A 22,037-nucleotide genomic window follows, 5' to 3' on the forward strand; every position below is an offset into this window, starting at 1 on the left:
GGCGCGTCGAGGCGTCGAACCGCCGCGAACACCGGCAAAGCCGGTGCCATCCAACGCGTTGCCTGCTTCGCGGGCATGTCCGCTCCCACAAAGTTGACTGCCCCTCAGATTTCGGATGCTTCGCTCGCTGCTGCTGCCGCCTTCACCGAAGCCTTCTTCTCCTGCACCACAATGTAAAACTCCTCGCCATGTTTCACCGCCCCATACAGCACGGCCTTCTCGATCAGCTCGTTACCGCGCAGGTGGCGCAGCATCATCGGGTCTTTACGCAGGTCGCGGTACAGGGCCAGGCACAACAGCACCATCACCACCACAAAGGGCAGGGCCACGACGATGGTCAGGTTCTGCAGCCCCGTCAGCGCCTCGCCCGGGTCCCGTGGGTCGCCAATCGCCAGCATGATCGCGGCCACCGTGCCGGTCAGCGCACCCCAGAAAATCACCGTGCGCCGTGAGGGCGCGGTGGTGCCGTGTTCCGACAACGTGCCCATCACCAGCGACGCCGCATCGGCACCGGAAATGAAGAAGATGCCCACCAGGATCATCACCAGCACCGAAGTAGCCGACGCCAGCGGGTAGCTGTCCAGCAGTTGGTAAAGCGCGTGGTTGCTGTTGACCGCACCATTGGCCAACTGGAAGGCGCCTTCACGCACGGCATCGATAGCCGCACCGCCAAAAACGGTGAACCACACCAGGCTGACCAGGCTCGGCACCAGCAATACCCCGGTCACGAACTGGCGGATGGTGCGGCCGCGGCTGATGCGGGCGATGAACATGCCCACGAATGGTGTCCAGGAAATCCACCAGGCCCAGTAGAATACGGTCCAGCCGGCCAGCCAGCTGTTCATCTGTTCACCGCCGCTGGCGTTGGTGCGGGCCATCATTTCCGGCAGCGTCTTGATGTAGATGCCGATCGAGGTTGGCAGCAGGTTGAGCATCAGCAAGGTCGGGCCGACCATGAACACGAACACCGCCAGTACCAGCGCCAGCACCATGTTGGTGTTGGACAACCACTGGATGCCCTTGCCGATGCCCGACACAGCCGAAGTGACAAAGGCAATGGTCAGCAGGGTGATGATCGCGATGTAGAACAGCTTGCCGGGGCTCTCGATCCAGCCGTTGTACTCCAGGCCACCGGCAATCTGCAGGGCCCCCAGGCCCAGCGAGGCCGCCGAGCCGAACAGCGTGGCGAAAATCGCCATCATGTCGATCAGGCGCCCGAGCGGGCCATTGGCGTGCCTGCCGATCAATGGCCGGAAGGCCGCGGATATCAGCTGCGAGCGGCCACGGCGGAAGGTGCCATAGGCAATCACCAGGCCGACGATGGCATACATGGCCCAGGGGTGCAGGGTCCAGTGGAACAGGGTGGTGGCCATCGCCACCTGCATCGCCTCGCTGGTCTGCCCGGTGGCTGAACCCGGTGGCGGCGACACATAGTGCGACAGCGGCTCGGCAACACCGAAGAACATCAGGCCGATGCCCATGCCGGCGCTGAACATCATCGCCACCCAGGACACCGTGCGAAATTCAGGCTGTTCGCCATCACGCCCCAATGGCACCCGGCCATAACGGCTGGCGGCCAACCACAGCACGAACACCACGAACAGGGTGGAAGTGAGTACGAAGAACCAGCCGAAGTTGAGAATGACCCAGGATTGTGCGCTGGAAGCACTGCTGGCCAGGCTGGCCTGGTTGAGGAAGCCCCAGAGCACGAAGGCGATTGCCAGGAGGCTGGTGAACCCAAAGACGACCCAGTCGAGCTTGCCCTCGAAACGTCGGTCCTGGCGGGCTTCTGCGGTTTTCGAGGGGTCCGTCACGCCAAGGTCGAGCGTTTCGGTGATGTGTTCCTTTGCCATGAATGATGAGGCCCCTTTGTGGCTTACCTGCGCGCGCAGGCTTGTTGTTGTATGGGCTACCGAGTTCGATGACGGCCTCGGCGGGGTGCAATGCTGGCGCGATTATCCTGCGCGGGAAGAGGCGCCCCCTGTCTCGATAACGCCCTGGGGCGTCCATTGCACGACTTGGCAAATACTTTTAGTTCTGGGGGCAATAGCCCTTTCTGCCTCGGGTTGTGGTAACCTGATGGGTATTACCCGGGCCCGCTCATCCGAGCACCGTAGAAGCGCTGCTGCTTGCGGACCTGGCCGTACCAGGAAACGGAGATTCGTCAAAATGGCCACTGATCGTGTGAGCCTGATTCATTTCGATAAATTGAGCATGAGCCCTGCCGCTGCCGATCGGTTCCAGAACGCCCTCGACGCGCTGGCGGCGCTCAAGCTGCAGGACCGTAACGTGTACCTCATCGCTCCCTATCTGGGTGATATTGCTGACGCGTCTGACGCCGCGCAACTGGACACCGCCCTGGGCCAGTGCATTCGTGTGATCGACGAGCTGCTGGAGGGCAACTCGGTCAGCAAGGTCAAGGCCGAGGAAGTGCGCCAGGTGTTCCAAAGCGCTGCCGACCGTACACGGGCAGAACTGCCTGGCTGAGTGGTGGCATGGCCAAAGACATCGACAACCCCTGCGTTTCGTTATGCCAGCTCAACAGCGAGTTGTGCGTAAGCTGTGGCCGCACCCGTGACGAAATCCGCAAATGGCGGGGCATGAAACGGCCGGAAAAGATGGCCACCGTGCAGCGGGCGGCAACGCGGATGAAGGCTATCGCCAAGAAGGCAGCCAAGCGACAGAATGCCGACTGAACCCTCGCGCCCTGTACAGGGCCTTTGCTGATCACTGATGGTTGCCATGGGCTGGCCGATGAAAGGCCACCCCGGTGGCCACCCATGGTCCAGACTGTCTACAGCACGCGCAGATGAATGCTGCAGTCGACCACAGGATGTGGCAGCCTTTGGCCACCACACCGGGTCACCGGATGTAACTTGTGCCGAGGGTTGTAGATGATCGAGCGTTGCTTTCGCCACGCCTTGCTCCTGTTGTCGTGCCTGCTGCTGCCATTGCCTGCGGTAGCGCAAGAGCCTTGCCGGCGGCTGACCGCCACCGGCAACCCGGAATACCCCCCATACCTGTGGCGCGACCCGCAAAACCCCCAGCAACTGATCGGGGCCAACGCTGACCTGCTCAAGTACCTGGGCAAGCAGTTGGGGCTGGAGATCGAGGTGGTTTACGGCGGGCCGTGGTCGCGTGCCCAGGAAGAGGTGCGCACCGGCCGGATCGACTTGATGGCCGGGTACTTCATGACCCAGCCCCGGCAGCAACAGATGGACTTCATCACCCCGCCATTCCTGCACACGCCCAGCGTGGTCTGGGTACGCCAGGACAACGCCTTTGCCTACCACCAATGGGCAGACCTGAAAGGTCGCAAGGGCGGGACCTTGGTCAACAACAGCCATGGGCAGCAGTTCGACGACTTTGCCAGGGCCAACCTCACCCTCGAAGCAGTACCCAGTGCCAGGCAGGCATTCGAAAAACTCATGCACAAACGCAGCGACTATGTCGTGTACGAGCAGTACCCCGGCATGGCGCTGGCGCGCACCTTGGGTATTGCCAGCTCTGTGCGGGTGTTGGAGCCGCCAATCTCCAGCGAAGGGCTGTACCTGGCGCTTTCGCATGATTCGCCCTGCAATCAGCCGCATTTGCGTGAAGCGCTGGCGCGGGAAATGGAAAAGATCGTGGCCGGGGCGTTGCCGCAGCAGTTGCTGCAGCAGAACCTGGAGCGGTGGCAGTAATCAGCGAGGAAGGTGCGCGGCCTCCCGTGCGTGCTTGGCCCGGGTCACGTTGACTGCGCCAGGCAGGGTGACGTCGTTCTTCGCCGCGAGGATCTCGGCCATGACGCTGACGGCGATCTCGGCCGGGGTCTTGCTGCCGATGTAGATGCCAATCGGACCGTGCAAACGTTGCAGCGACGCCTCGCTTTCGCCGAAGTGCTCGATCAGGCGTTCACGGCGTAGCTGGCTGTTGCGCCGCGAGCCGATGGCGCCAATGTAGAACGCCGGGCTGTGCAACGCTTCGAGCAGGGCCAGATCATCCAGCCTGGGGTCGTGGCTGACGGCCACGATGGCGCTGCGCAGGTCCGCAGCGAAGCCGCGGACCACGTCGTCGGGCATGCCGGCCAGCAGGTTGACGCCGGGCACGCTCCAGCCTGCGGTGTACTCAGGGCGTGGGTCGCACAGCGAAACGTTGAAACCATTGAACAGGGCCATGGTGGCCAGGTACTCGGCCAGTGCGCCACCACCGATCAGCAGTAGACGGTAGCCCGGACCAAGGGTGCTGAGCATGTGTTGGCCATCGAAGCTGAACAGGTCAGGCGTGCTGGTGGGGGTCAGGCTGATATCACCGTTGTGCAGGTTTAGCCCTCGGCGTACCAGGCTGCCCTTGTCGAGGCAGGCCAGCAGTCGGGAGAGGTGCTGCAGCGGCGGTGCGAACTCCAGCACAAGCTCCAGTGTGCCGCCACAGGGCAGGCCGAAACGGTGTGCTTCATCGGCGCTGACGCCGTAACGCACCACTTGGGGCAGGCCGTTGGGCATGCCGGGGCCGCCGTAGGCGGTGGTGTAACGGTGAATGAGGTCGTCCTCGATACAGCCACCGGAGACACTGCCGACCACCCGGCCGTCACTGCGCAAGGCCATCATCGAGCCCACCGGGCGCGGAGAGGAACCCCAGGTGCGGGCGACCGTGGCCAGCAGGACGCGGTGGCCGGCGGCGAGCCAGTCTCGGGTGGTGCGCAGTACCAGCAGGTCGATGCTTTCCATGGGGCTCCTTTAAACCTGAAGGTTGTGAGTGGCCTCTTCGCGGGCTCGCCCGCTCCCACAGGATTTTCGACAGTTTCGAATCCGGTGCGGTACCTGTGGGAGCGGGCAAGCCCGCGAAGAGGCCGGCACAGGCACCCCTGTCTCAGCGCATATGCAAGATGATCGGGCTACTGCTGGCCGGGTCGGTATGCCCACGCAACTTGCCCACCGCCTGCGCATCCACGCTACCGCCATGATTACCCCAGCCCGCGCGCACGAAGCTCAGCACATCGGCAATCTCGTGGTCACTCAGTTGCTCCCGGAACGCCGGCATGCGGTAGGCATCAGGCAACCCCGCCGTCACCACCCGCTGCGAACCGTTCAAGGTAATGTTGATCGCAGAAGCGTGTTCTTTCGCCAGCGCCGAGGTAGCCCCGGCCAACGGCGGCATCCACTGGTCCTGGCCTTTGCCGTCCAGCCCGTGGCACGACGCGCAGCGGGTCACGTAGGTATGCGCGCCCGGGCTGTCGAGCTGTGTTGCTGCCGACTGGGCCACGTACTGCCACGGCGCCCCATCGCGCTGCGGGTCGCCGGGAAGCGACTTCAGGTAGTGGGCGATGGCCGCCAGGTCATCGTCGCTCATGAACTGCGTGGAGTTGTTGAACGCCTCGGTCATCGAGCCGAACACCACGGCATGGCGGTTGCGGCCGGTCTTGAGAAACTGCGCAATCTCGTCTTCGCTCCAGCGCCCCAGGCCAGTGTTGTGGTCGCCGCGCAAACTGGGCGCGTACCAACCATCGAGCAGGGCGCCGGCCAGGAAGGGCTTGCCACTGTCATCCAGCGCCTTTTCGTTGAATGCCAGGCCGCGTGGCGTATGGCAGCTGCCGCAGTGGCCAGGGCCCTGAACGATATAGGCGCCGCGATTCCATTGCGCATCCTGCCCAGGTTTATCGGCGTATGGCGTGGTGGCGGCGAACAGGCCGTTCCACAGGGCAATGGGCCAGCGCAGGTTCAGCGGCCAGGGGATGTCGCTGGCCAGGTTGGCCTGCCGGGCCGGTTGCACGCCGTGCATGAAGAATGCGTATAGCGCCTTTACATCGTCGTCACTGAGTTTGGCGTAGGACGGGTAGGGCATGGCCGGATACAGCCGCCGGCCACCGGGCGCTACGCCATGGCGCACGGCCCGGTCAAAGTCGGCCAGGCTGTAGCTGCCAATGCCGTTTTCACGGTCGGGGGTGATGTTGGTGGCGTGAATAGCCCCTAGCGGGGTAGCCATTTCCAGCCCGCCAGCGAACGGCTTGCCCTCTGGCAGGCTGTGGCAGGCCACGCAGTCGCTGAGCCGGGCCACGTATTCGCCACGGCTGACCAGTGCCGGGTCAGCGGCAGTGGCCTGTGCGTCCACAAACGGCGAGGCGGGCTCGCGGGTGACATACCAGGCCAGCAGGCCTGCCGCGACCAGGCACGGCAGCGCCAGCCAGCCAGCGGTTCTTGCGAAACGATGGGTCATGGGGCGTTCCTTGTGCGCTAGCTGAAGGTATGGCGGCTCAACGGCAGGCTGCGTACACGCTGGCCGGTCAGTTGCGCGACCGCGTTGGCTACCGCCGGGGCCACGGCTGGCAGCGGTGGCTCGCCAATGCCGCCCATCTTCGCTCCGCTTTCGACGATGCGCACATGCACCCGGGCCATGCGCGAAGGTGGCAGGATCGGGTACAGGTCGTAGTTGCGCGCCCGCGGCTTGCCATCCACGTACACCGCTTCTTCCACCAGCGTCTGCGACAAGCCCAGGGCGACGGCGCCATTCACCTGATGCTCGATGATCGCCGGGTTGACGATGCTGCCCGGGTCGATGGCCTGCCAGATATCGTGCACCTTGACCTGGCCATTTTCGATCGACACTTCGGCAATGACTACCGCCTCCGAGCCGAAGGGCGATGCCATGGCCACGCCGCGTGCGCGTTTGCTGCCATCCTCGGCGGTGAACGGGCCGCGCTTCCAGCCACCGGACAGGTCGGCGACCGCGTTCAGCAGGTTGGTCAGGCGCGGGTTGTCGCGCAACAGGTGCAGGCGCAGTTCGAAGGGGTCCTTGCCGCCTTTGTCGGCAAGTTCGTCGAGAAACGACTCATAGAAGAAGTCGTTCAGCGAATTGCCCACCGAGCGCCAGTAGCCAAGCATGGCCGGGCCTTTCACGTAGATCTGGGCGATGCGCTTGTTGGCGATGGCGTAGGCCTTGCCCGACAGCCCTTCAAGCGCGGTCGGGTCGATTTTTTCGCCTTGCTTGCCGGCCAGTGCTTCGGTCGGGCCTTCGGTGGCACTGACTGCTTCCAGGGCAACCGGAAAACCGTCTGCATCCAGGCCGGCGCGGAACTTGACCACGGCAACCGGGCGCAGCACATCGCGCAGGAATTCTTCTTCACGGCTCCAGATAAGTTTCACCGGCCGCCCCACTGCCTTGGCCAAGGCAATGGCCTGGGGGTAGGGGTTGGCCGAGTCGTACAGGAAGTGGCGACCAAAGAAGCCGCCCAACAGCGGCGAGTGCAGGTTGATTTGCGCGGTTTCCAGGCCGGTGCGCCTGGCAATGTCGTCGCGGAACATGTCCGGCGCCTGGTTGGGCAGCCACACGTCCAGCGTCCCGTCCGGGTTGAAGCGGGCAAGGGCAGAAGGTGGCTCCAGCTGAGCATGGTTCAGGTACTGGTTGTGGTAGCTGGCCTCGACCTTGGTCTTGGCGTTGCTCAAGGCGCCCGCAGTGTCGCCTTGGTTTTCTTCATCGCGGGCCGGGCCTTCGACCGTGGCCAGGTGCTCGCGCCAGCCATCGCTGGAGAAGTCTGCCGGCATCGTTCGCACCGTGGCGTCGGCAGCGGCCTCTTGCCAGTCAACCTGAATTGCCTCCACCGCACGCTTGGCATGCCACCAGCGCTCGGCGACCACGGCCACGGCGCCCGGTAACTGATGCACCGAATGCACGCCTTTCATGGCCTTGACCTGCGCTTCGTTGCGCAGGCTGCCCACGGTCATGCCCAGGCGTGGCGCGTGTTGCACGGCGGCGTGGAGCATGCCGTCGACCTTGATGTCGATGCAGTACTGGGCCTTGCCGGTAGACTTGTCGTAGGCGTCCAGGCGGCGCACGGGCTTGCCGATCCAGCGGAACTGGTTGGGGTCGCGCAGCTTGACGCTGGCCGGGTCGGGTACTGGCAGATCCATGGCGCGGCCGGCAAGTTCGCCATAGGGGATGGAGCGCCCGGTCGTGGTATGTACCACGTTGCCCGGTGTGGTCGAGAGTTCTTCAACCGGCACGCCCAACTGCTGGGCACCGGCCTGCAGCAGCATGGCGCGGGCGAGGGCGCCCAGGCGGCGCATGGTCGGGTAGCTCATGCGCACCGACATGCTGCCGCCGGTAATGCGCATGCCGTTTTCCATTACCACGTAGGCTTCGCCCGGTGGCGCACTGTCGACCACGAAATGGGCAGGGTCGACATCCAGCTCTTCACCGACGATTTGTGCCATGGCGGTGAAGGGGCCTTGCCCACCCTCCATGAACGGACTGAGCAGGCGCACCGTACCATCCGGGCGGATCTCCAGAAACGCCGGCACCTGAGTGCCCCGTTCCGCGGTTGCAGCAGCTGCGGCCTGCACCCGGCCCGACCCCATGGGCAGGCCAAAACCCAGCACCAGGGCACCGACCGCCGTGCTGGCAAGAAAGCGCCGCCGTGACAGGTTGACGGTCTCGCCCAGTTGCAGCTTGAGCAATTCGACAGGCGTATCGACGGGCGTGTTCATCAGGCCTGCTCCCCTTGAGCCAGGCCGTGCACGGCGGCATGGATGGCGTTGTAGGTGCCGCAGCGGCACAGGTTGACCATGGCGGCGTCGATCTGCGCGTCACAGGGCTTGGGGGTGTGCTTGAGCAGCGCCGTGGCCGCCATCACCTGGCCGGACTGGCAGTAGCCGCACTGGGCCACCTGGTGCTCGACCCAGGCCGCGACCACCCGTTTGCCGACGGCATCGGCCTCGATCGCCTCGATGGTGGTCACCTCACGCCCTGCCACGCCAGCCACAGGGGTAACGCAGGCGCGCACCACATTGCCGTCTACCAGCACCGAGCAGGCGCCGCACTGGGCGAGGCCACAGCCATACTTGGTGCCAGTCAGCCCCAGGTCATCGCGGATTACCCACAGCAGGGGCGTATCGGCGTCCACCTCGACCTGGTAGGTCTTCTGGTTGATGCGTAGTTCCATGGTTCACCTGCCAATCATCGGTTGCTGTCGCAGTAATTATTCTGTGTGGGGAATACGGTGTTCCCCAGAGAAGAAACGCTAGCACAGGGGGATGACCGCTGGTCCGGTGGCGGGGGCAGGCCCGGAGAATCAGGCAAGCAATCCGCTGGAATGCGCAAGCGACGAGGTAAACAGGACTTCCGGGCTGAAAACCCGGATAATGCCGGCCAATTTCGTTTTGCACGCTTAAATCACGGTAATCCCGCATGGAAATCAAGGTCAATTTTCTCGACAATCTCCGTCTCGAAGCCAAGTTCGACGACTTCACGGTGATCGCCGACCAACCGATCCGCTACAAGGGTGATGGTTCGGCCCCTGGGCCGTTCGATTATTTCCTGGCGTCGTCGGCCTTGTGCGCGGCTTACTTCGTCAAGCTGTACTGCCAGACCCGCGACATCCCCACCGAAAACATTCGCCTGTCGCAGAACAACATCGTCGACCCGGAAAACCGCTACAACCAGATCTTCAAGATCCAGGTCGAGCTGCCCGAAGACATTTCCGAGAAGGACCGCCAGGGTATCCTGCGCTCCATCGACCGCTGCACCGTGAAGAAAGTGGTGCAGACCGGCCCCGAGTTCGTGATCGAAACGGTCGAAAACCTCGACGCCGATGCCCAGGGCCTGCTGATGCCGGTAGCGGACAGCAGCACCTACATCCCCGGCAAGGACCTGCCGCTGGAGCAGACCATCGCCAACATGTCCGGCATCCTCGCCGGGCTGGGGATGAAGATCGAGATTGCCTCGTGGCGCAACATCGTGCCCAACGTGTGGTCGCTGCACGTGCGCGATGCGCAGTCGCCGATGTGCTTCACCAACGGCAAGGGCGCTACCAAGGAAGCGGCGCTGGCTTCGGCACTGGGGGAGTTCATCGAGCGGCTGAACTGCAACTTCTTCTACAACGACCAGTTCTGGGGCGAGGAGCTGGCCAACGCGCCGTTCGTGCATTACCCCAACGAGCAGTGGTTCAAGCCTGGCCCGCGCGACGCACTGCCGGCCGAGATCCTCGACGAGCACTGCCTGGCAATCTACAACCCGGACGGTGAGTTGCGGGGTTCGCACTTGTACGACACCAACTCGGGCAACACGGCGCGCGGCATCTGCTCGCTGCCGTTCGTGCGCCAGTCGGATGAGCAGGTGGTGTACTTCCCGTCCAACCTGATCGAAAACCTGTTCCTCAGCAACGGCATGAGCGCCGGCAACACCCTGGCCGAGGCGCAGGTGCAGTGCCTGTCGGAAATCTTCGAGCGGGCGGTGAAGCGCGAAATCCTCGAAGGCGAGCTGTGCCTGCCGGACGTGCCGCAGGAAGTGCTGGCCAAGTACCCGGCCATCGTTGCCGGTATCCAGGGGCTGGAAGAGCAGGGCTTCCCGGTGCTGGTTAAGGATGCTTCGCTGGGCGGCGAGTTCCCGGTCATGTGCGTGACCTTGATGAACCCGCGTACCGGCGGTGTATTCGCCTCGTTCGGCGCCCACCCAAGCCTTGAAGTGGCACTGGAGCGCAGCCTCACCGAATTGCTGCAAGGCCGCAGCTTCGAGGGCCTGAACGACCTGCCGCAGCCGACCTTCGAAAGCCATGCGCTGACCGAGCCGAACAATTTTGTCGAACACTTCATCGACTCCAGCGGCGTGGTGTCGTGGCGCTTCTTCAGTGCCAAGGCTGACTTCGAGTTCGTCGAGTGGGACTTCTCGGGGCATGGCGAGGACTCCAACGTGCAGGAGGCAGCAACCCTTTTCGGCATCCTCGAAGACCTGGGCAAGGAGGTGTACATGGCGGTGTACGACAACCTCGGCGCCACCGCCTGCCGCATCCTGGTGCCGGGCTACTCGGAAATCTACCCGGTCGAGGACCTGATCTGGGACAACACCAACCGTGCCCTGTCGTTCCGTGCCGACATTCTCAACCTGCACAACCTCGAGAGCCGCCCGCTGAAGCTGCTGCTCAAGCGCCTGGACAACTGCGATGTGGATGACTACACCACCATTACCACATTGATTGGCGTGGAGTTCGACGAGAACACGGTGTGGGGCCAGCTGACCATCCTGGAACTGAAGCTGTTGATCTGCCTGGCAGTGCAGCGCTTCGAGGAGGCCAAGGAACTGGTCGAGGCGTTCCTGCAGTTCAACGACAACACCGTCGAGCGCGGGCTGTTCTACCAGGCATTGAATGTGGTGCTGGAAGTGGTGTTGGATGATGAGCTGGAAATGGACGACTACGAGCCCAACTTCCGCCGCATGTTCGGCAACGCGCGCATGGACGCGGTGCTGGGCTCGGTGGACGGCAGCGTTCGCTTCCATGGCCTGACCCCGACCAGCATGAAGCTCGAGGGCCTTGATCGCCACCTGCGCCTGATCGAAAGCTACAAGAAGCTGCACGCCGCGCGGGCCAGGTTCGCCTGAATACGCAGTATCGAGCAGGGCAAATAGCCCTGCTCGATACCAAGGCGTGTAAGTGATCCTAGGCTGCGCTGTCGCGCAGAGAACTGACCCCGGGCGCAGCGCGTACCCTGTGGGAGCGGGCAAGCCCGCGAAGCTGGCGACTCGGTGCATGGCACCGGCTGCGCCGGTGTTCGCGGGCTTGCCCGCTCCCACAGGGTCCCTGCTAAATCAGTAAGTGATGTGCAGTTCTATGAGTGGGCGCGTCGAGGCGTCGAACCGCCGCGAAGAATCCAACGCGGTGCCATATATCGCTTTGATCACGGCCCTATCCCCAATTCGCCTTTCCGCTTCGCCTGGCAGGCGCGTAAAATTCTGCTCCCCAAATCCATGGCGCGTGAACCGCCAGAAGGACCTCGGCCGCGCACAACAAGAAGGCGCAGACCATGAGCACCCCTTTGGATACCAATGCCCTTAAAACCCGCCAGCAAGCCGCCTGGGCCAGCGGTGACTACGCCGTGATCGGCACCACCCTGCAGCTGGTTGGCGAGCGCCTGGCCGAAGCCTGCGACCTACGCTGGGACGAACACGTGCTGGATGTTGCCGCCGGCAATGGCAATGCCACCCTGGCGGCCGCCCGGCGCGGTTGCCGTGTGACCTCCACCGACTATGTACCCGAACTGCTCAAGCGCGGCGAAGAACGGGCCCGTGCCGAACACCTGAATGTGCTGTTCCAGGCCGCCGATGCCGAAGCGCTGCCGTTTGCCGATGGCACGTATGATGCCGTGCTTTCCACCTTTGGCGTGATGTTCGCCCCGGATCAGGCCCAGGCCGCGCGCGAACTGGCGCGGGTATGCCGGCCAGGTGGCCGCATCGGCCTGGCCAACTGGACCCCACAAGGCTTTGTCGGGCAGATGTTCAAGACCCTTGGCCGGCATGTGCCGCCACCCACCGGGGCCCTTGCGCCTTCGCGGTGGGGCGATGAGGAACAGTTGCGGGTGATGTTCGAAGGTACGCTGGGTGAACTTCAGGTCAGCCACCAGTTCTTCAACTTCCGCTACCGCTCGGCGGCGCATTTCATCGAGGTGTTCCGCACCTGGTACGGGCCGGTGCACAAGGCGTTTGCGTCGTTGGACGCGCAGGGGGCCAGTGCCCTGGAGCGAGACCTTACCCAGTTGCTGGATGAGAACAACGAGGGCGGTGCTTCATCGTTGGTGGTGCCGAGTGAATACCTTGAGGTGGTGATCATTCGAGGGCGTTAGCGGGCACGATAAACGCCTAGTTCTTGCACTTAGCCATCACTACCTGGCAGGTCCTTGGGGTGCCCCCCGACCGGCTGGCATAACGCACGCAGTTGTTCAACGATTTTTGCCGCGCAATGCTCAGTGTATTACCCCATGCCAGGCCGCCTTCACCGGTTGTGGGCACGGCTTTGGCAAAGCAATTGGAGCCGACTGGGGAAGCCGCGTAGCGTGCCTTGCTGTTTTTGCTGGAACAGCCCGCAGTGAGTGCCAGGCATAGGGCGAGCAGGGTGGTCAGTGCAAAGCAAGCGTGCGCGTCTTTCATTTTGCTGCTCATGTCCGTTCCAATGGCACCTCGCGAATACCTTGCAGGATATTTCATTGAAGCGAAACGGTGAACTATCGCGTTCACAAGGGGCTCCTTTGCATAGCGCAGACTGCGCGCATCTGGTGGCTCACGCCATCAGCCCTTGGGTCACTGAATGAAAAGGAGGCACTGTGACCACACCTGACCAAACCTTCTACCGCCATACGCCAAGCCCGCTCCACGCCCTGTTGCTGGCAGGCAGTGTGCCGTTGTTTCTCGGTGGGTTGCTAAGCGACATAGCCTACTTCAACAGCTACCAGATCCAATGGAGCAACTTTGCCGCCTGGTTGATCGCCGGGGGCTTGGTGTTCTGCGGGCTGGCGCTGTTGTTCGCGCTAGCCAACCTGGTCCGTGCAGAGCGCAAAAGTGGGCGGCCGACGTTGTACTTCGTGCTGTTATTGGTGACCTGGGTGCTTGGCTTTATCAATGCGTTCGAACATGCCAAGGACGCCTGGGCAGTGATGCCGGCGGGGTTGGTGCTGTCGGTAATCGTGACGGTGCTTGCGCTGATGGCTGCCTGGACCGGTTTGAGCAACCTGCGCTCGGGAGGTGCGGTATGAAGCCCTTGCACGCGTTGAGCCTGTTGAGCGTGGCGTTGTTACTGAATGCCTGCGGCGGAGATGGCGAGGCGACCCAGGCCCTGGGCCCGGACCCGAAGTTGCCAGCGCCTCAGCGCGGCTTGCTGCCGAGCATGAAGATTGCCGAGCCGGTTGCCTGGGGTAAACAGAAGCCGACGGTGCCTGAAGGCTTCAGCATCACCGCCATCGCCACCGACCTGAAGATTCCGCGGCAGAGCCTGGTATTGCCCAATGGCGACATTCTGGTAGCGGAGGGGCGGGGCGGGAGTGCGGCCAAGCTCAAGCCCAAGGATGTGATCGCCAGCCAGATCAAGGCCAAGGGTAATACCCAGGTCAAAGGTGGCAATCGGTTGACCTTGCTGCGCGATGCCGACGGCGATGGCACCTACGAGGTGCAGACGGTGTTCGCGGAAAACCTCAATGCGCCCTACGGCCTGGCCTTTACCAACGGCAAGCTGTATGTGGCCAACCAGGATGCGTTGGTTCGTTTCGACTACCGCGACGGCCAGACCAAGGCAGACGGGCCGCCCACCAAGGTCACTGATCTTCCAGCCGAGATCAATCACCACTGGACCAAGGCGCTGACGGTCAGCCCGGACGGTCGTTACCTGTATGTGGGCATCGGCTCGAACAGCAACATCACCGAGCGTGGCCTGGAGGCAGAGGTCGACCGCGCCATGGTCTGGCAGGTCGATGCCCAAACCGGCGCCCACCGGCCTTATGCCACCGGCTTGCGCAACCCGACGGCATTGACCATCCAGCCGCAGACCGGGCAACTGTGGGCGGTGGTCAACGAGCGCGATGAGCTAGGCCCCGATCTGGTCCCGGATTACCTGACGTCGGTGCGTGAGGGTGGCTTCTATGGATGGCCCTACAGCTATTGGGGGCAGAACGTGGACGAGCGGGTGCGGCCACAGAACCCGGACAAGGTGGCGGCGGCGATCAAGCCGGATTACAGCCTGGGTTCGCATGTGGCTGCGTTGGGTGTCGATTTCTCGATACCGGCCATGGGCGAGCGTTTCGCCGACGGTGTGTTCGTGGGTGAGCACGGCAGCTGGAACCGCCCCGACCCGGTGGGCTACAAGGTGATCTTCGTGCCGTTCAGCAATGGCAGGCCGGCTGGGGAACCCGTCGACTTCGCCACCGGCTTCCGGGGTGAGGATGGCAAGACGCGTGGCCGACCGGTGGGGGTGACGGTGGACCCGCGTGGGGCGTTGATCATTGCCGATGACCTGGCGAATACGGTGTGGCGGGTGACGCGTCTGTAGGAGATAGCCCAGCACTTGGGGCTGCGCTGTCACGCAGAGAACTCTGTGGGAGCGGGCACGCCCGCGGTACAAACCGGAGACATCGTTTACATTCCAAACCGGGGACATGGTTTACAGGCTAATACGCATGATCAGGAGGTATCTGATCATGCCCTGGAACCAAGAGTCCCCTATGGATCAACGAATCAGACTGGTCAGTGAGTGGCTTTCCGGTGATTACACCAAGAGCCAGCTGCCGCCGGAAGGCACGTTGCAGGTGGTCAAGGTCGAAAACCCGGACCTGCAGGCGCGCATGAAGAACCTCAAGGTCGGTCAGACGGTCGATGCGATCTACACCGAAGTGCTGCGCATCGAGACCTCGCGCTAACGCCCCTGTTATCGAGGCAAGCTACGGGTTGCCCGCGTATGGATCCGCCGTGAGGCCTTGCACGACGGCCGATGCTCATCGAACAGCCGGGTCACCCAGTCGGGCCGGGTTTTGCTGGCATCATTGAGCCAGTTGGCAACCGAGTCCTGGGCGTACTTGTCGGCTTCGGCCAGCCGGGGTATCAGCAAGGGCTCGGCCACTTCCGGTGTTTGCTTGAGTGTGGCGATGTGCTCACACCACACGCCACGGGGGCGCAGTACCTCGATGCAGAAGCGACGTACCAGCGGGTCTGGGTCGCCGGCATGTTGGCCGAGCACGGCAAGGGCATGCTCCAGCTCCCGGCTCAGGCGTGGCCGTAATGCCATCCAGGCCCATTCGCGCACGCCAAAATGTTCATCGCGGGCGAAGCGCAGTTGCGCCCGCAGCGCCGCCTCCAGGTCCTGCGTGCGTGACAGGTAGGCCTGGGCGAAGCTCGCCCAGCTGCGTACGGTATCGCTGGTGTGCACGCTGCACTGATCGAACACGTGCTGGCTTACTGGTGAAGGTGCTTGCTCCAGCCACTGCCCCAAGGTTTGCCCAATGGCGGCAATTTTCTTCGAGAGGCCAAGTGGCCGGGTTTGTTCGGCGCAGGCAGCCAAAGGCTCTTTCAGCTCGGCGGGTAATTCGTCTGCCAATGCCTCCACCAAGGCGCTTTGGTCCACTGCCAGGCATTCGGCGAGGTTGCGAGTTGGCAATTGCCCGTTATTGATCCGGTTTGTGCGTTCATCTGTCATCGAATGTGCTCCATCACATACGGTTTGGTCCCGTCTCTGCCATGGGTGCGTGCCGTGGCCGGGAAGCATCCTGGCACAATCGGCAGGCATCGCAAGACATATCCATTTGGCGAATGAGGTTTGTGCATACTTTGGATTTCCATAGATGTAGCGAATTTTTAGATGATGGCCTCCTGTTTTTCGAGAATGAGGTCTGCCATGTTCAGTAAAACCCTGTGCCTTGTGGCACTACCCTTTGCCTTGGCGTTGCTCGCCGGCGCCGTGCTGCCGTTCCAGGCCGCGGGTAACGCTGCCGTAGGCCGGGCGTTGGGGCATTGGCTGTGGGGTGCGTTCACGTCGTTGGCGGTGAGCTCATTGGTGGTGATCGCCGCGTTGCTGATCTTGCGGGTGCCGGCACCGGACATGAGCAAGGCCCTGCAAGGGCCTTGGTGGTTGTGGATCGGCGGCGTGCTGGGGGCCATGTATGTGGCGGGTGCGGCAGCGCTCACGCCGAAACTGGGCGCGGCGGGGTTCCTGGTGCTGGTGGTGGCGGGGCAAATCATCACGGCCGTGCTTGCCGACCATTTCGGCGTGATGGGCCTGGGTGGCAAACCACTCAACCTGGCCAGGTTGGCGGGTGTGGTGCTGATCCTGTGCGGTGTACTGCTGGTGCAGGGCACTTGGGCGCCCACCTCGCCGGCCAGTGGTGCGGCCGTGATGAAGCAGCCGCAGGGTTGATCAGCGCCCCGGTTGGCTGCAGGCCCACACGGCTTCGCGCAGCCATCGATGGCCGGAGTCGTTGTTTTTGCGGCTGTGCCAGGCTTGCTGGTAGTCGAAAGAGGGAATTGGCAGTGGCGGTTCGAACTGGCGTAACGCCTTGTGCTGCTGCAACGAGCCAACCGCTCGGCTGGCTACGGTAAGGATCAGGTCGGTACCGGCCAGTACCTCGACCGCCGCGCTCCAGTGCGGCAAGGCCAGGGCGATTCGGCGGCGCAGGCCTTGGGCCGCCAGCGCACGTTCTATTTCATCGAAAGCATCGGGGCGCATGGCCATCAGCACATGCGGGCGTGACAGCCAGTCTTCCAGTGCCAGGTCGGCGTTGGCGGGCAAAACGTGGTGGTCGGCAACGCTGATGAAACGGTCGGCAAACAGCGGTTGGGCCGTGATGTCCTGGGGCAGGTCCGGGAAGATGCCCAGTGCCAGGTCCAGTTCGCCGTCGAGCAGCTGGGCCTGCATGGTTTCGCGGCTGGCCTGGCTGATGGCCAGGTCCACCCCGGGCGCGACCTGGCGCAAATGGCGCATCAGCGGTGGAAGGATGATGCGCGACGAGTAATCGGATAGCGACAGCCTGAAACGCCGCTGAGCCTTGGCTGGCTCGAACAGGGGTGTGGCCAGTAGCCCGTCAAGGCTGCCCAGGGCGTCCTGCAACGGGCTGGCCAGCGACTGGGCGAGGGTGGTGAGGGCCATGCGGCCGTTCTGGCGCACCAGCAAGGGGTCGTCGAAGTGCTTGCGCAGCTGCGCCAACGCATGGCTTACCGCTGGTTGGCTGCGGTGCAGGCGCAAGGCGGCGCGGGTCACGTGTTTCTCGCTGAGCAGCGCGTGCAGGGCGAGCAGCAGGTTGAGGTCGATCTTGCGCAGTTCATCCATGGGGTGAATGGCCTTGGTTGTTTCTGGCGGTGTGGATCAGCTTAACAAATGATCTGCCTGCAACGCTCTCATGCTGTAAGGCATGGCGGGTGTGCTGTCCGGGGTTATAATCGCCGTCCGTTTGACTGTTATCCGAGTATTCCGATGGGTCTTTCTGCAACTGCAACACCCGAACCGCGCCGCCTGGGCGCTCCGTTGATCGCCATGGCCCTGCTGCTGGCCGGCGCCTGGTTTCTCAACCTCAATGCCGGTTTCAAACAGGTATTGCTGCTGCTCGTTGGCGCGGCACTGGGCCTGACCCTGTACCACGCCGCCTTCGGCTTCACCTCGGCCTGGCGGGTGTTCATCAACGAGCGTCGTGGCGCAGGCCTGCGTGCGCAGATGGTCATGCTGAGCCTGGCGGTGCTGTTGTTTTTCCCGGCGCTGTCGGCCGGCAGCCTGTTCGGTAACCCGGTCACTGGCTTGGTAGCACCTGCGGGCGTGTCGGTGGTGTTCGGTGCATTCATCTTCGGCATCGGCATGCAACTGGGTGGCGGCTGCGCGTCGGGCACGCTGTTCACCGTGGGCGGTGGCAATGCGCGCATGCTGGTGACCCTGCTGTTCTTCATCATCGGCTCGGTGAGCGCCACGCATCATGCCGACTGGTGGTTTGCCTTGCCGTCGTTCCCGGCGACCTCGATCGTGCAGGCCTGGGGCGTGGGGCCGGCACTGCTGGTGAGCCTGGCGGTGTTCGGGCTGATCGCCTGGGCCACCGTGATGCTGGAAAAACGCCGTCACGGCGCGCTGGAGGCGCCGCTTGCCAGCGAGCATCAGGGCCTGCGTCGCTTCCTGCGCGGCCCATGGCCGCTGCTGTGGGGTGCCATTGCCCTGGCCCTGCTGAACTACGCCACCCTGGCGCTGGCGGGGCGGCCTTGGGGCATTACCTCGGCCTTTGCCTTGTGGGGGGCCAAGGTCCTCAATGGGCTGGGCGTGGAAGTCGGCAGCTGGGTGTTCTGGCAGGCGCCAGCCAATGCCAAGGCCTTGGCCTCGCCGCTGTGGCAAGACATCACCACAGTGATGGACCTGGGCATTGTGCTGGGGGCGCTGTTGGCAGCTGGCCTGGCCGGGCGCTTTGCGCCAAGCCTGAAGATCCCGCTACCGTCGCTGGTGGCGGCAGTGATTGGCGGCCTGCTGCTGGGCTACGGTTCGCGCTTGGCCTATGGTTGCAATATTGGGGCGTACTTCAGTGGCATTGCATCGGGCAGCGTACATGGCTGGCTGTGGCTGGTGGCCGCCTATGCCGGCAACCTGATCGGTGTGCGCCTGCGCCCGCTGTTCTTCGCCGGTGAGCGGCGCCCCGCAGTGCTGACGGGCTGCTGAAGCGCTGAATGTATTGCTGCAAGAGGTGCAGGAATTATCTGCACCTCGCCTGATTGTTCAATATTCCCTACCTGATTAGCCTGAATCGCTCTCCCAACCAACAGGATTCGATCATGGCTACCCGCATTATGCTTGACCGCACCGGCAGCGCCGATGTCATGCAGATTGAACACTTTCAAGCACCAGCCCCAGGGCCCGGACAGGTCTGGCTGGAGCAGACTGCCATGGGGGTGAACCCGCTCGACCTGTTGCAGCGCAAGGGCGGTGCGCCCTTGGCCTTGCCATCTGGCCTGGGCCTGGAAGGCGCAGGCAGGGTCAAGGCCGTGGGCGATGGGGTGCACAACGTGCAAGTGGGTGACCGGGTCGCCTACGCCATGGGGCCGGTCGGGGCCTATGCCAGCGGCCGGCTGTTCCCGGCCGAGCGACTGGTCAAGTTGCCGGCGCAGCTGGATGACCAGGCTGGCGCCGCGGTGCTGTTCAAAGGCATTACTGCGCAGTACCTGCTGAAAACCACCTATGCCGTGGGCCCCGGTACCCAAGTGCTGTTGTACGGCGCTGCCGGTGCCTTGGGCCAGCTGATGGCGCCGTGGGCCCGGCACCTTGGGGCGACGGTGATTGGCGTGGTATCGCGCCCGCAGAGTGTGGCGAGAGCGCAAGCGGCTGGCTGCCACCATGTGCTGGTGTTCGATGCGGCAACACTGGCAGGTCAAGTGCGAGAGCTGACCCAGGGGCAGGGCGTGGACGTGGTGTATGACTGTGTCGGCAAGGTGTCGCTGGAGGCATCGCTGGACAGCCTGCGGGTGCGCGGCCTGCTGGTGTCGTTTGGCGGTACGTCCGGTGCCCCGGCGGCAATCGAGGTTGCCACGCTGAATGCCAAAGGCTCGTTGTACCTGACCCGGCCGTCGCTGGCAGCACACACGCGCACGGTTGACGAGTACCAGCAGCGCGCCGCCGATGTGCTGGCCGCCGTCGCCGAGGGTATCATCCAGCCTCGGGTCTGGCGCAGCTACCCGTTGGCCGAAGCGGCCAGGGCTCACCGGGACCTGGAGCAAGGGCTGTCGGAGGGCGCGCTGGTCCTGACCGCCTGATACCCGACCTCGCCACCGAGCCTTGCCATGGATGCCTTTGACAGCCGCCGCGCCGATGAACTTGCCACCTTGCTGGCCCTGCACGAGCAGGGGTCGTTTGCGGCTGCCGGGCGGCAGTTGCAGCGCCACCCTACGGTGCTGTCCAAGCGCCTGAGTGCACTGGAGGCACGCCTGGGCATTCGCCTGGTGGAGCGCAGCACGCGGCAGCTGCGTTTTACCGATGAGGGCGAGCGCTTGGTAGCCAAAGTGCGCGAGGCCAACCGCCTGATCGCCGAAGCGGAACAGGAAGCTGCCGAAGGTGCTGCAACGATTCGCGGGCGCTTGCGCCTGGCGCTGCCGGCGGCCATGGGCCGGCGCTGGTTGAGCGGGATGCTGGCTGACTTTGTACTGGCCTATCCGCAGGTGACGGTGGAAGCCGAGTACGCCGACCGTTTCGTCGACCTGATCGGTGAGGGTTTTGACGCCGCCATTCGCATTGGTGAACTGGCGGACAATCGCCTGGTGGCCAGTAAGCTCTGCGATCACGTGCGCATCCTGTGTGCGTCGCCGGAGTACCGCGCTCGCCAGGGCGCGCCTGCCCGGCCGGAACACCTGGTCGACCATAATTGCCTGGGGTTCAGTGGTTTACGTTCATTTCCCGAATGGCGGCTAATGAATGCCGGGGAGCAGGTGAGCGTCAGGGTGGCAGGCAACTTGCGCAGCAATGACAACGAAGCACTGCTGGAAGCGGCGCGGCGTGGTGTGGGCATTCTTGCCGGCGGCGACTGGCTGATGGGTGAAGACCTTGCCAGCGGGCGGCTGGTGAGGGTGCTGGCGCAGTGGCAGCTGGATGTGGCTGCGGGCATCTACCTGGTGCGGCCGACCGCGCGCCTCAATACAGCCGCCCTGGGGGCCTTCAAGGCCTGGCTGGAGGCACACTTTGAAGCCGGCGCGCCGTGGCGAGGCTGAGGCGGCCTGCGCAGTGCTCCGGCTTAGCGTCTTGCAACAGCATGCTGAACGCACTGCTCGTAGTACGTTTGCTTGATCGCTGCTGGCTTGAGCCGCGAGCGGCTGTTGTAGGTCTGTTCGGTTATGCCAAAGGCGGTCATGCGCATCCACGGTTTGGGGAATTTGCGTACCTGCAGCTTCTTGCGCGTGGCATACAGGGTCACCCCGGAAAGCTTGGCCTGCTGGGCCTCGGCAGCTATCTGCGCACCCCAGCCGCAGGTGTGGCGATCGTTCTGGTTCAGCGCGCGGGCCTGGGCGCCAAAAGCGAGCGTGGCCAGCACACAGCCGGCCATCGTAGCTAGAAGTACTCGCATGTTGCTGTCCTAAGCATCTGAAGAAAAAGGGAGTTTGCCTTCCATTTCAGCGGCTGGGGGCCAGCAAATTGCCGTCAGTTCACGGCCATGCGCAGCGGGCTGGCGGCAGGCCTGCGCAGGCTGGCCCAGGCCAGGCTGGCAACCCAGATCACCGACACGCCGTAGTTCAGGCGTTGGTACAGGCCGAACAGCTGGCCGCTTTGCACGGCCTGGCCCATCAGTGCAACCGTTACGATAGCCAGTACCACACAGACCAGGGAGAACAGCGCGAGGGCGCGCGACCCGGCAATGCGATTGCCCAGCCAGGCCCAGAGTGCGCTGGCCAGGGTCAGCGAAAGGAACATCAGCAGCCCGAACAGGTTATGCAGTTGCTGCGAGGTGGAGGGCTGTGCGGGTGCGCAACCCTGGTCGCAAGGGAACCAGCCGGTACCCAGGCTGCCGACACCATGCAGCAGCACCAGGCCCGCACTCAGCAAGGCCAGTTTCGAGCCACGCCAGCGCCGCGCCAGGCCCCAGGCAAACAGTGCGAACAAAACGGCCAGGGGGAAGTTGTTGAGCAGCGGCGACCAGCTGTGGGTAGGCGAGCCTGTGGCGCCGAGCTGGCTCATGGCCTGTTGCAGGTGGTCGTAGCCGGGGTAGGCCTGGGCGGTGAGCCACACACCTGCCAGCAACCAGAGCGGTATCAGCAACCCGCAGGCGAGCAACAGGCGGTCGAGACGTTTCATGCTGCGTTTTCCTTCCATGGAT

Annotated in this window: 22 protein-coding genes; 12 read left to right on the plus strand and 10 right to left on the minus strand. The window is 63.7% G+C overall.

From position 1 onward, the window contains the following. Positions 1 to 104: 104 nt before the first annotated feature. Positions 105 to 1,853, minus strand: coding sequence for a BCCT family transporter (locus tag ACIQUI_RS08435; protein WP_403197044.1), 1,749 nt, complete (start codon positions 1,851 to 1,853; stop codon positions 105 to 107). A 316-nt stretch (positions 1,854 to 2,169) separates the two neighbouring features. On the opposite strand from ACIQUI_RS08435, the gene ACIQUI_RS08440 reads away from it, so the two are divergent. The 3 genes from ACIQUI_RS08440 to ACIQUI_RS08450 all read left to right on the plus strand — a co-directional run bounded on the left by ACIQUI_RS08440 (position 2,170) and on the right by ACIQUI_RS08450 (position 3,683). Beyond that, positions 2,170 to 2,487 (plus strand): hypothetical protein, encoded by a 318-nt coding sequence (locus ACIQUI_RS08440; RefSeq protein ID WP_403197046.1) that lies wholly within the window; start codon positions 2,170 to 2,172, stop codon positions 2,485 to 2,487. An 8-nt stretch (positions 2,488 to 2,495) separates the two neighbouring features. After that, on the plus strand, positions 2,496 to 2,696 hold the full coding sequence (locus ACIQUI_RS08445) for a DUF1289 domain-containing protein (protein WP_012271937.1): 201 nt from the start codon (positions 2,496 to 2,498) through the stop codon (positions 2,694 to 2,696). A gap of 198 nt (positions 2,697 to 2,894) precedes the next feature. Beyond that, positions 2,895 to 3,683 carry a substrate-binding periplasmic protein gene (locus tag ACIQUI_RS08450; protein ID WP_403197048.1) on the plus strand — a complete coding sequence of 263 codons (789 nt, stop codon included), beginning with the start codon at positions 2,895 to 2,897 and terminating at the stop codon, positions 3,681 to 3,683. Here the strand turns inward: ACIQUI_RS08450 and ACIQUI_RS08455 are convergent, their stop codons facing one another. The 4 genes from ACIQUI_RS08455 to ACIQUI_RS08470 all read right to left on the minus strand — a co-directional run bounded on the left by ACIQUI_RS08455 (position 3,684) and on the right by ACIQUI_RS08470 (position 8,914). After that, positions 3,684 to 4,706, minus strand: coding sequence for an XdhC family protein (locus tag ACIQUI_RS08455; protein WP_403197050.1), 1,023 nt, complete (start codon positions 4,704 to 4,706; stop codon positions 3,684 to 3,686). Between the two features lie 142 nt (positions 4,707 to 4,848). Then, entirely contained in the window at positions 4,849 to 6,192 is a 1,344-nt protein-coding gene (locus ACIQUI_RS08460; protein WP_403197053.1) for a c-type cytochrome, read from the minus strand. Between the two features lie 17 nt (positions 6,193 to 6,209). Beyond that, positions 6,210 to 8,459, minus strand: a complete 2,250-nt coding sequence (locus ACIQUI_RS08465; RefSeq protein ID WP_403197055.1) for a molybdopterin cofactor-binding domain-containing protein — start codon at positions 8,457 to 8,459, stop codon at positions 6,210 to 6,212. Further along, positions 8,459 to 8,914: a (2Fe-2S)-binding protein gene (locus ACIQUI_RS08470; RefSeq protein WP_403197058.1), complete on the minus strand. Its 456-nt coding sequence runs from the start codon at positions 8,912 to 8,914 to the stop codon at positions 8,459 to 8,461. Before ACIQUI_RS08470 ends, ACIQUI_RS08465 begins: the two co-directional genes overlap by 1 nt. Positions 8,915 to 9,159: 245 nt before the next feature. On the opposite strand from ACIQUI_RS08470, the gene ACIQUI_RS08475 reads away from it, so the two are divergent. Together ACIQUI_RS08475 and ACIQUI_RS08480 are read left to right on the plus strand one after the other, a co-directional pair. Continuing rightward, the gene (locus ACIQUI_RS08475; protein ID WP_403197061.1) at positions 9,160 to 11,346 is read left to right on the plus strand and encodes an OsmC domain/YcaO domain-containing protein; all 2,187 of its coding nucleotides are present in this window, start codon (positions 9,160 to 9,162) and stop codon (positions 11,344 to 11,346) included. A gap of 422 nt (positions 11,347 to 11,768) precedes the next feature. Continuing rightward, a complete protein-coding gene (locus ACIQUI_RS08480; protein WP_403197064.1) occupies positions 11,769 to 12,584 on the plus strand; it encodes a class I SAM-dependent methyltransferase in 816 nt (271 codons plus the stop codon). 16 nt (positions 12,585 to 12,600) lie between these two features. On the opposite strand, the gene ACIQUI_RS08485 is transcribed toward ACIQUI_RS08480, so the two are convergent. Further along, a complete protein-coding gene (locus tag ACIQUI_RS08485) occupies positions 12,601 to 12,900 on the minus strand; it encodes a hypothetical protein (RefSeq protein WP_403197066.1) in 300 nt (99 codons plus the stop codon). 161 nt (positions 12,901 to 13,061) lie between these two features. On the opposite strand from ACIQUI_RS08485, the gene ACIQUI_RS08490 reads away from it, so the two are divergent. The 3 genes from ACIQUI_RS08490 to ACIQUI_RS08500 all read left to right on the plus strand — a co-directional run bounded on the left by ACIQUI_RS08490 (position 13,062) and on the right by ACIQUI_RS08500 (position 15,143). Next, positions 13,062 to 13,490 (plus strand): DUF2231 domain-containing protein, encoded by a 429-nt coding sequence (locus ACIQUI_RS08490; RefSeq protein ID WP_403197069.1) that lies wholly within the window; start codon positions 13,062 to 13,064, stop codon positions 13,488 to 13,490. Further along, a complete protein-coding gene (locus ACIQUI_RS08495; RefSeq protein WP_403197071.1) occupies positions 13,487 to 14,776 on the plus strand; it encodes a PQQ-dependent sugar dehydrogenase in 1,290 nt (429 codons plus the stop codon). Before ACIQUI_RS08490 ends, ACIQUI_RS08495 begins: the two co-directional genes overlap by 4 nt. 172 nt (positions 14,777 to 14,948) lie before the next feature. Continuing rightward, complete coding sequence (locus tag ACIQUI_RS08500; protein WP_403197136.1) at positions 14,949 to 15,143, plus strand: hypothetical protein; 195 nt, start codon at positions 14,949 to 14,951, stop codon at positions 15,141 to 15,143. 8 nt (positions 15,144 to 15,151) lie between these two features. Here ACIQUI_RS08500 and ACIQUI_RS08505 read toward each other — a convergent pair whose 3' ends face one another. After that, a complete protein-coding gene (locus ACIQUI_RS08505; protein WP_403197073.1) occupies positions 15,152 to 15,916 on the minus strand; it encodes a hypothetical protein in 765 nt (254 codons plus the stop codon). Between the two features lie 198 nt (positions 15,917 to 16,114). Between ACIQUI_RS08505 and ACIQUI_RS08510 the strand changes: the two genes are divergently transcribed. Continuing rightward, positions 16,115 to 16,633 (plus strand): DMT family transporter, encoded by a 519-nt coding sequence (locus ACIQUI_RS08510; protein WP_403197076.1) that lies wholly within the window; start codon positions 16,115 to 16,117, stop codon positions 16,631 to 16,633. On the opposite strand, the gene ACIQUI_RS08515 is transcribed toward ACIQUI_RS08510, so the two are convergent. Beyond that, positions 16,634 to 17,542, minus strand: coding sequence for a LysR family transcriptional regulator (locus ACIQUI_RS08515; RefSeq protein ID WP_403197077.1), 909 nt, complete (start codon positions 17,540 to 17,542; stop codon positions 16,634 to 16,636). 144 nt (positions 17,543 to 17,686) lie between these two features. Between ACIQUI_RS08515 and ACIQUI_RS08520 the strand changes: the two genes are divergently transcribed. From ACIQUI_RS08520 to ACIQUI_RS08530, 3 genes are all read left to right on the plus strand, one after another. Further along, positions 17,687 to 18,901 (plus strand): YeeE/YedE family protein, encoded by a 1,215-nt coding sequence (locus ACIQUI_RS08520; RefSeq protein WP_403197080.1) that lies wholly within the window; start codon positions 17,687 to 17,689, stop codon positions 18,899 to 18,901. Positions 18,902 to 19,014: 113 nt separating this feature from the next. Next, positions 19,015 to 19,989, plus strand: a complete 975-nt coding sequence (locus ACIQUI_RS08525) for a quinone oxidoreductase family protein (protein ID WP_403197082.1) — start codon at positions 19,015 to 19,017, stop codon at positions 19,987 to 19,989. Positions 19,990 to 20,016: 27 nt separating this feature from the next. Next, positions 20,017 to 20,937: a LysR family transcriptional regulator gene (locus ACIQUI_RS08530; RefSeq protein WP_403197085.1), complete on the plus strand. Its 921-nt coding sequence runs from the start codon at positions 20,017 to 20,019 to the stop codon at positions 20,935 to 20,937. A 23-nt stretch (positions 20,938 to 20,960) separates the two neighbouring features. On the opposite strand, the gene ACIQUI_RS08535 is transcribed toward ACIQUI_RS08530, so the two are convergent. Beyond that, a complete protein-coding gene (locus tag ACIQUI_RS08535; RefSeq protein WP_403197088.1) occupies positions 20,961 to 21,290 on the minus strand; it encodes a hypothetical protein in 330 nt (109 codons plus the stop codon). 74 nt (positions 21,291 to 21,364) lie between these two features. Next, on the minus strand, positions 21,365 to 22,015 hold the full coding sequence (locus tag ACIQUI_RS08540; protein ID WP_403197090.1) for a DUF998 domain-containing protein: 651 nt from the start codon (positions 22,013 to 22,015) through the stop codon (positions 21,365 to 21,367). Positions 22,016 to 22,037: the final 22 nt, after the last annotated feature.

It is taken from the genome of Pseudomonas sp. NPDC090592 (genome assembly GCF_044769185.1).
GTDB lineage: Bacteria > Pseudomonadota > Gammaproteobacteria > Pseudomonadales > Pseudomonadaceae > Aquipseudomonas.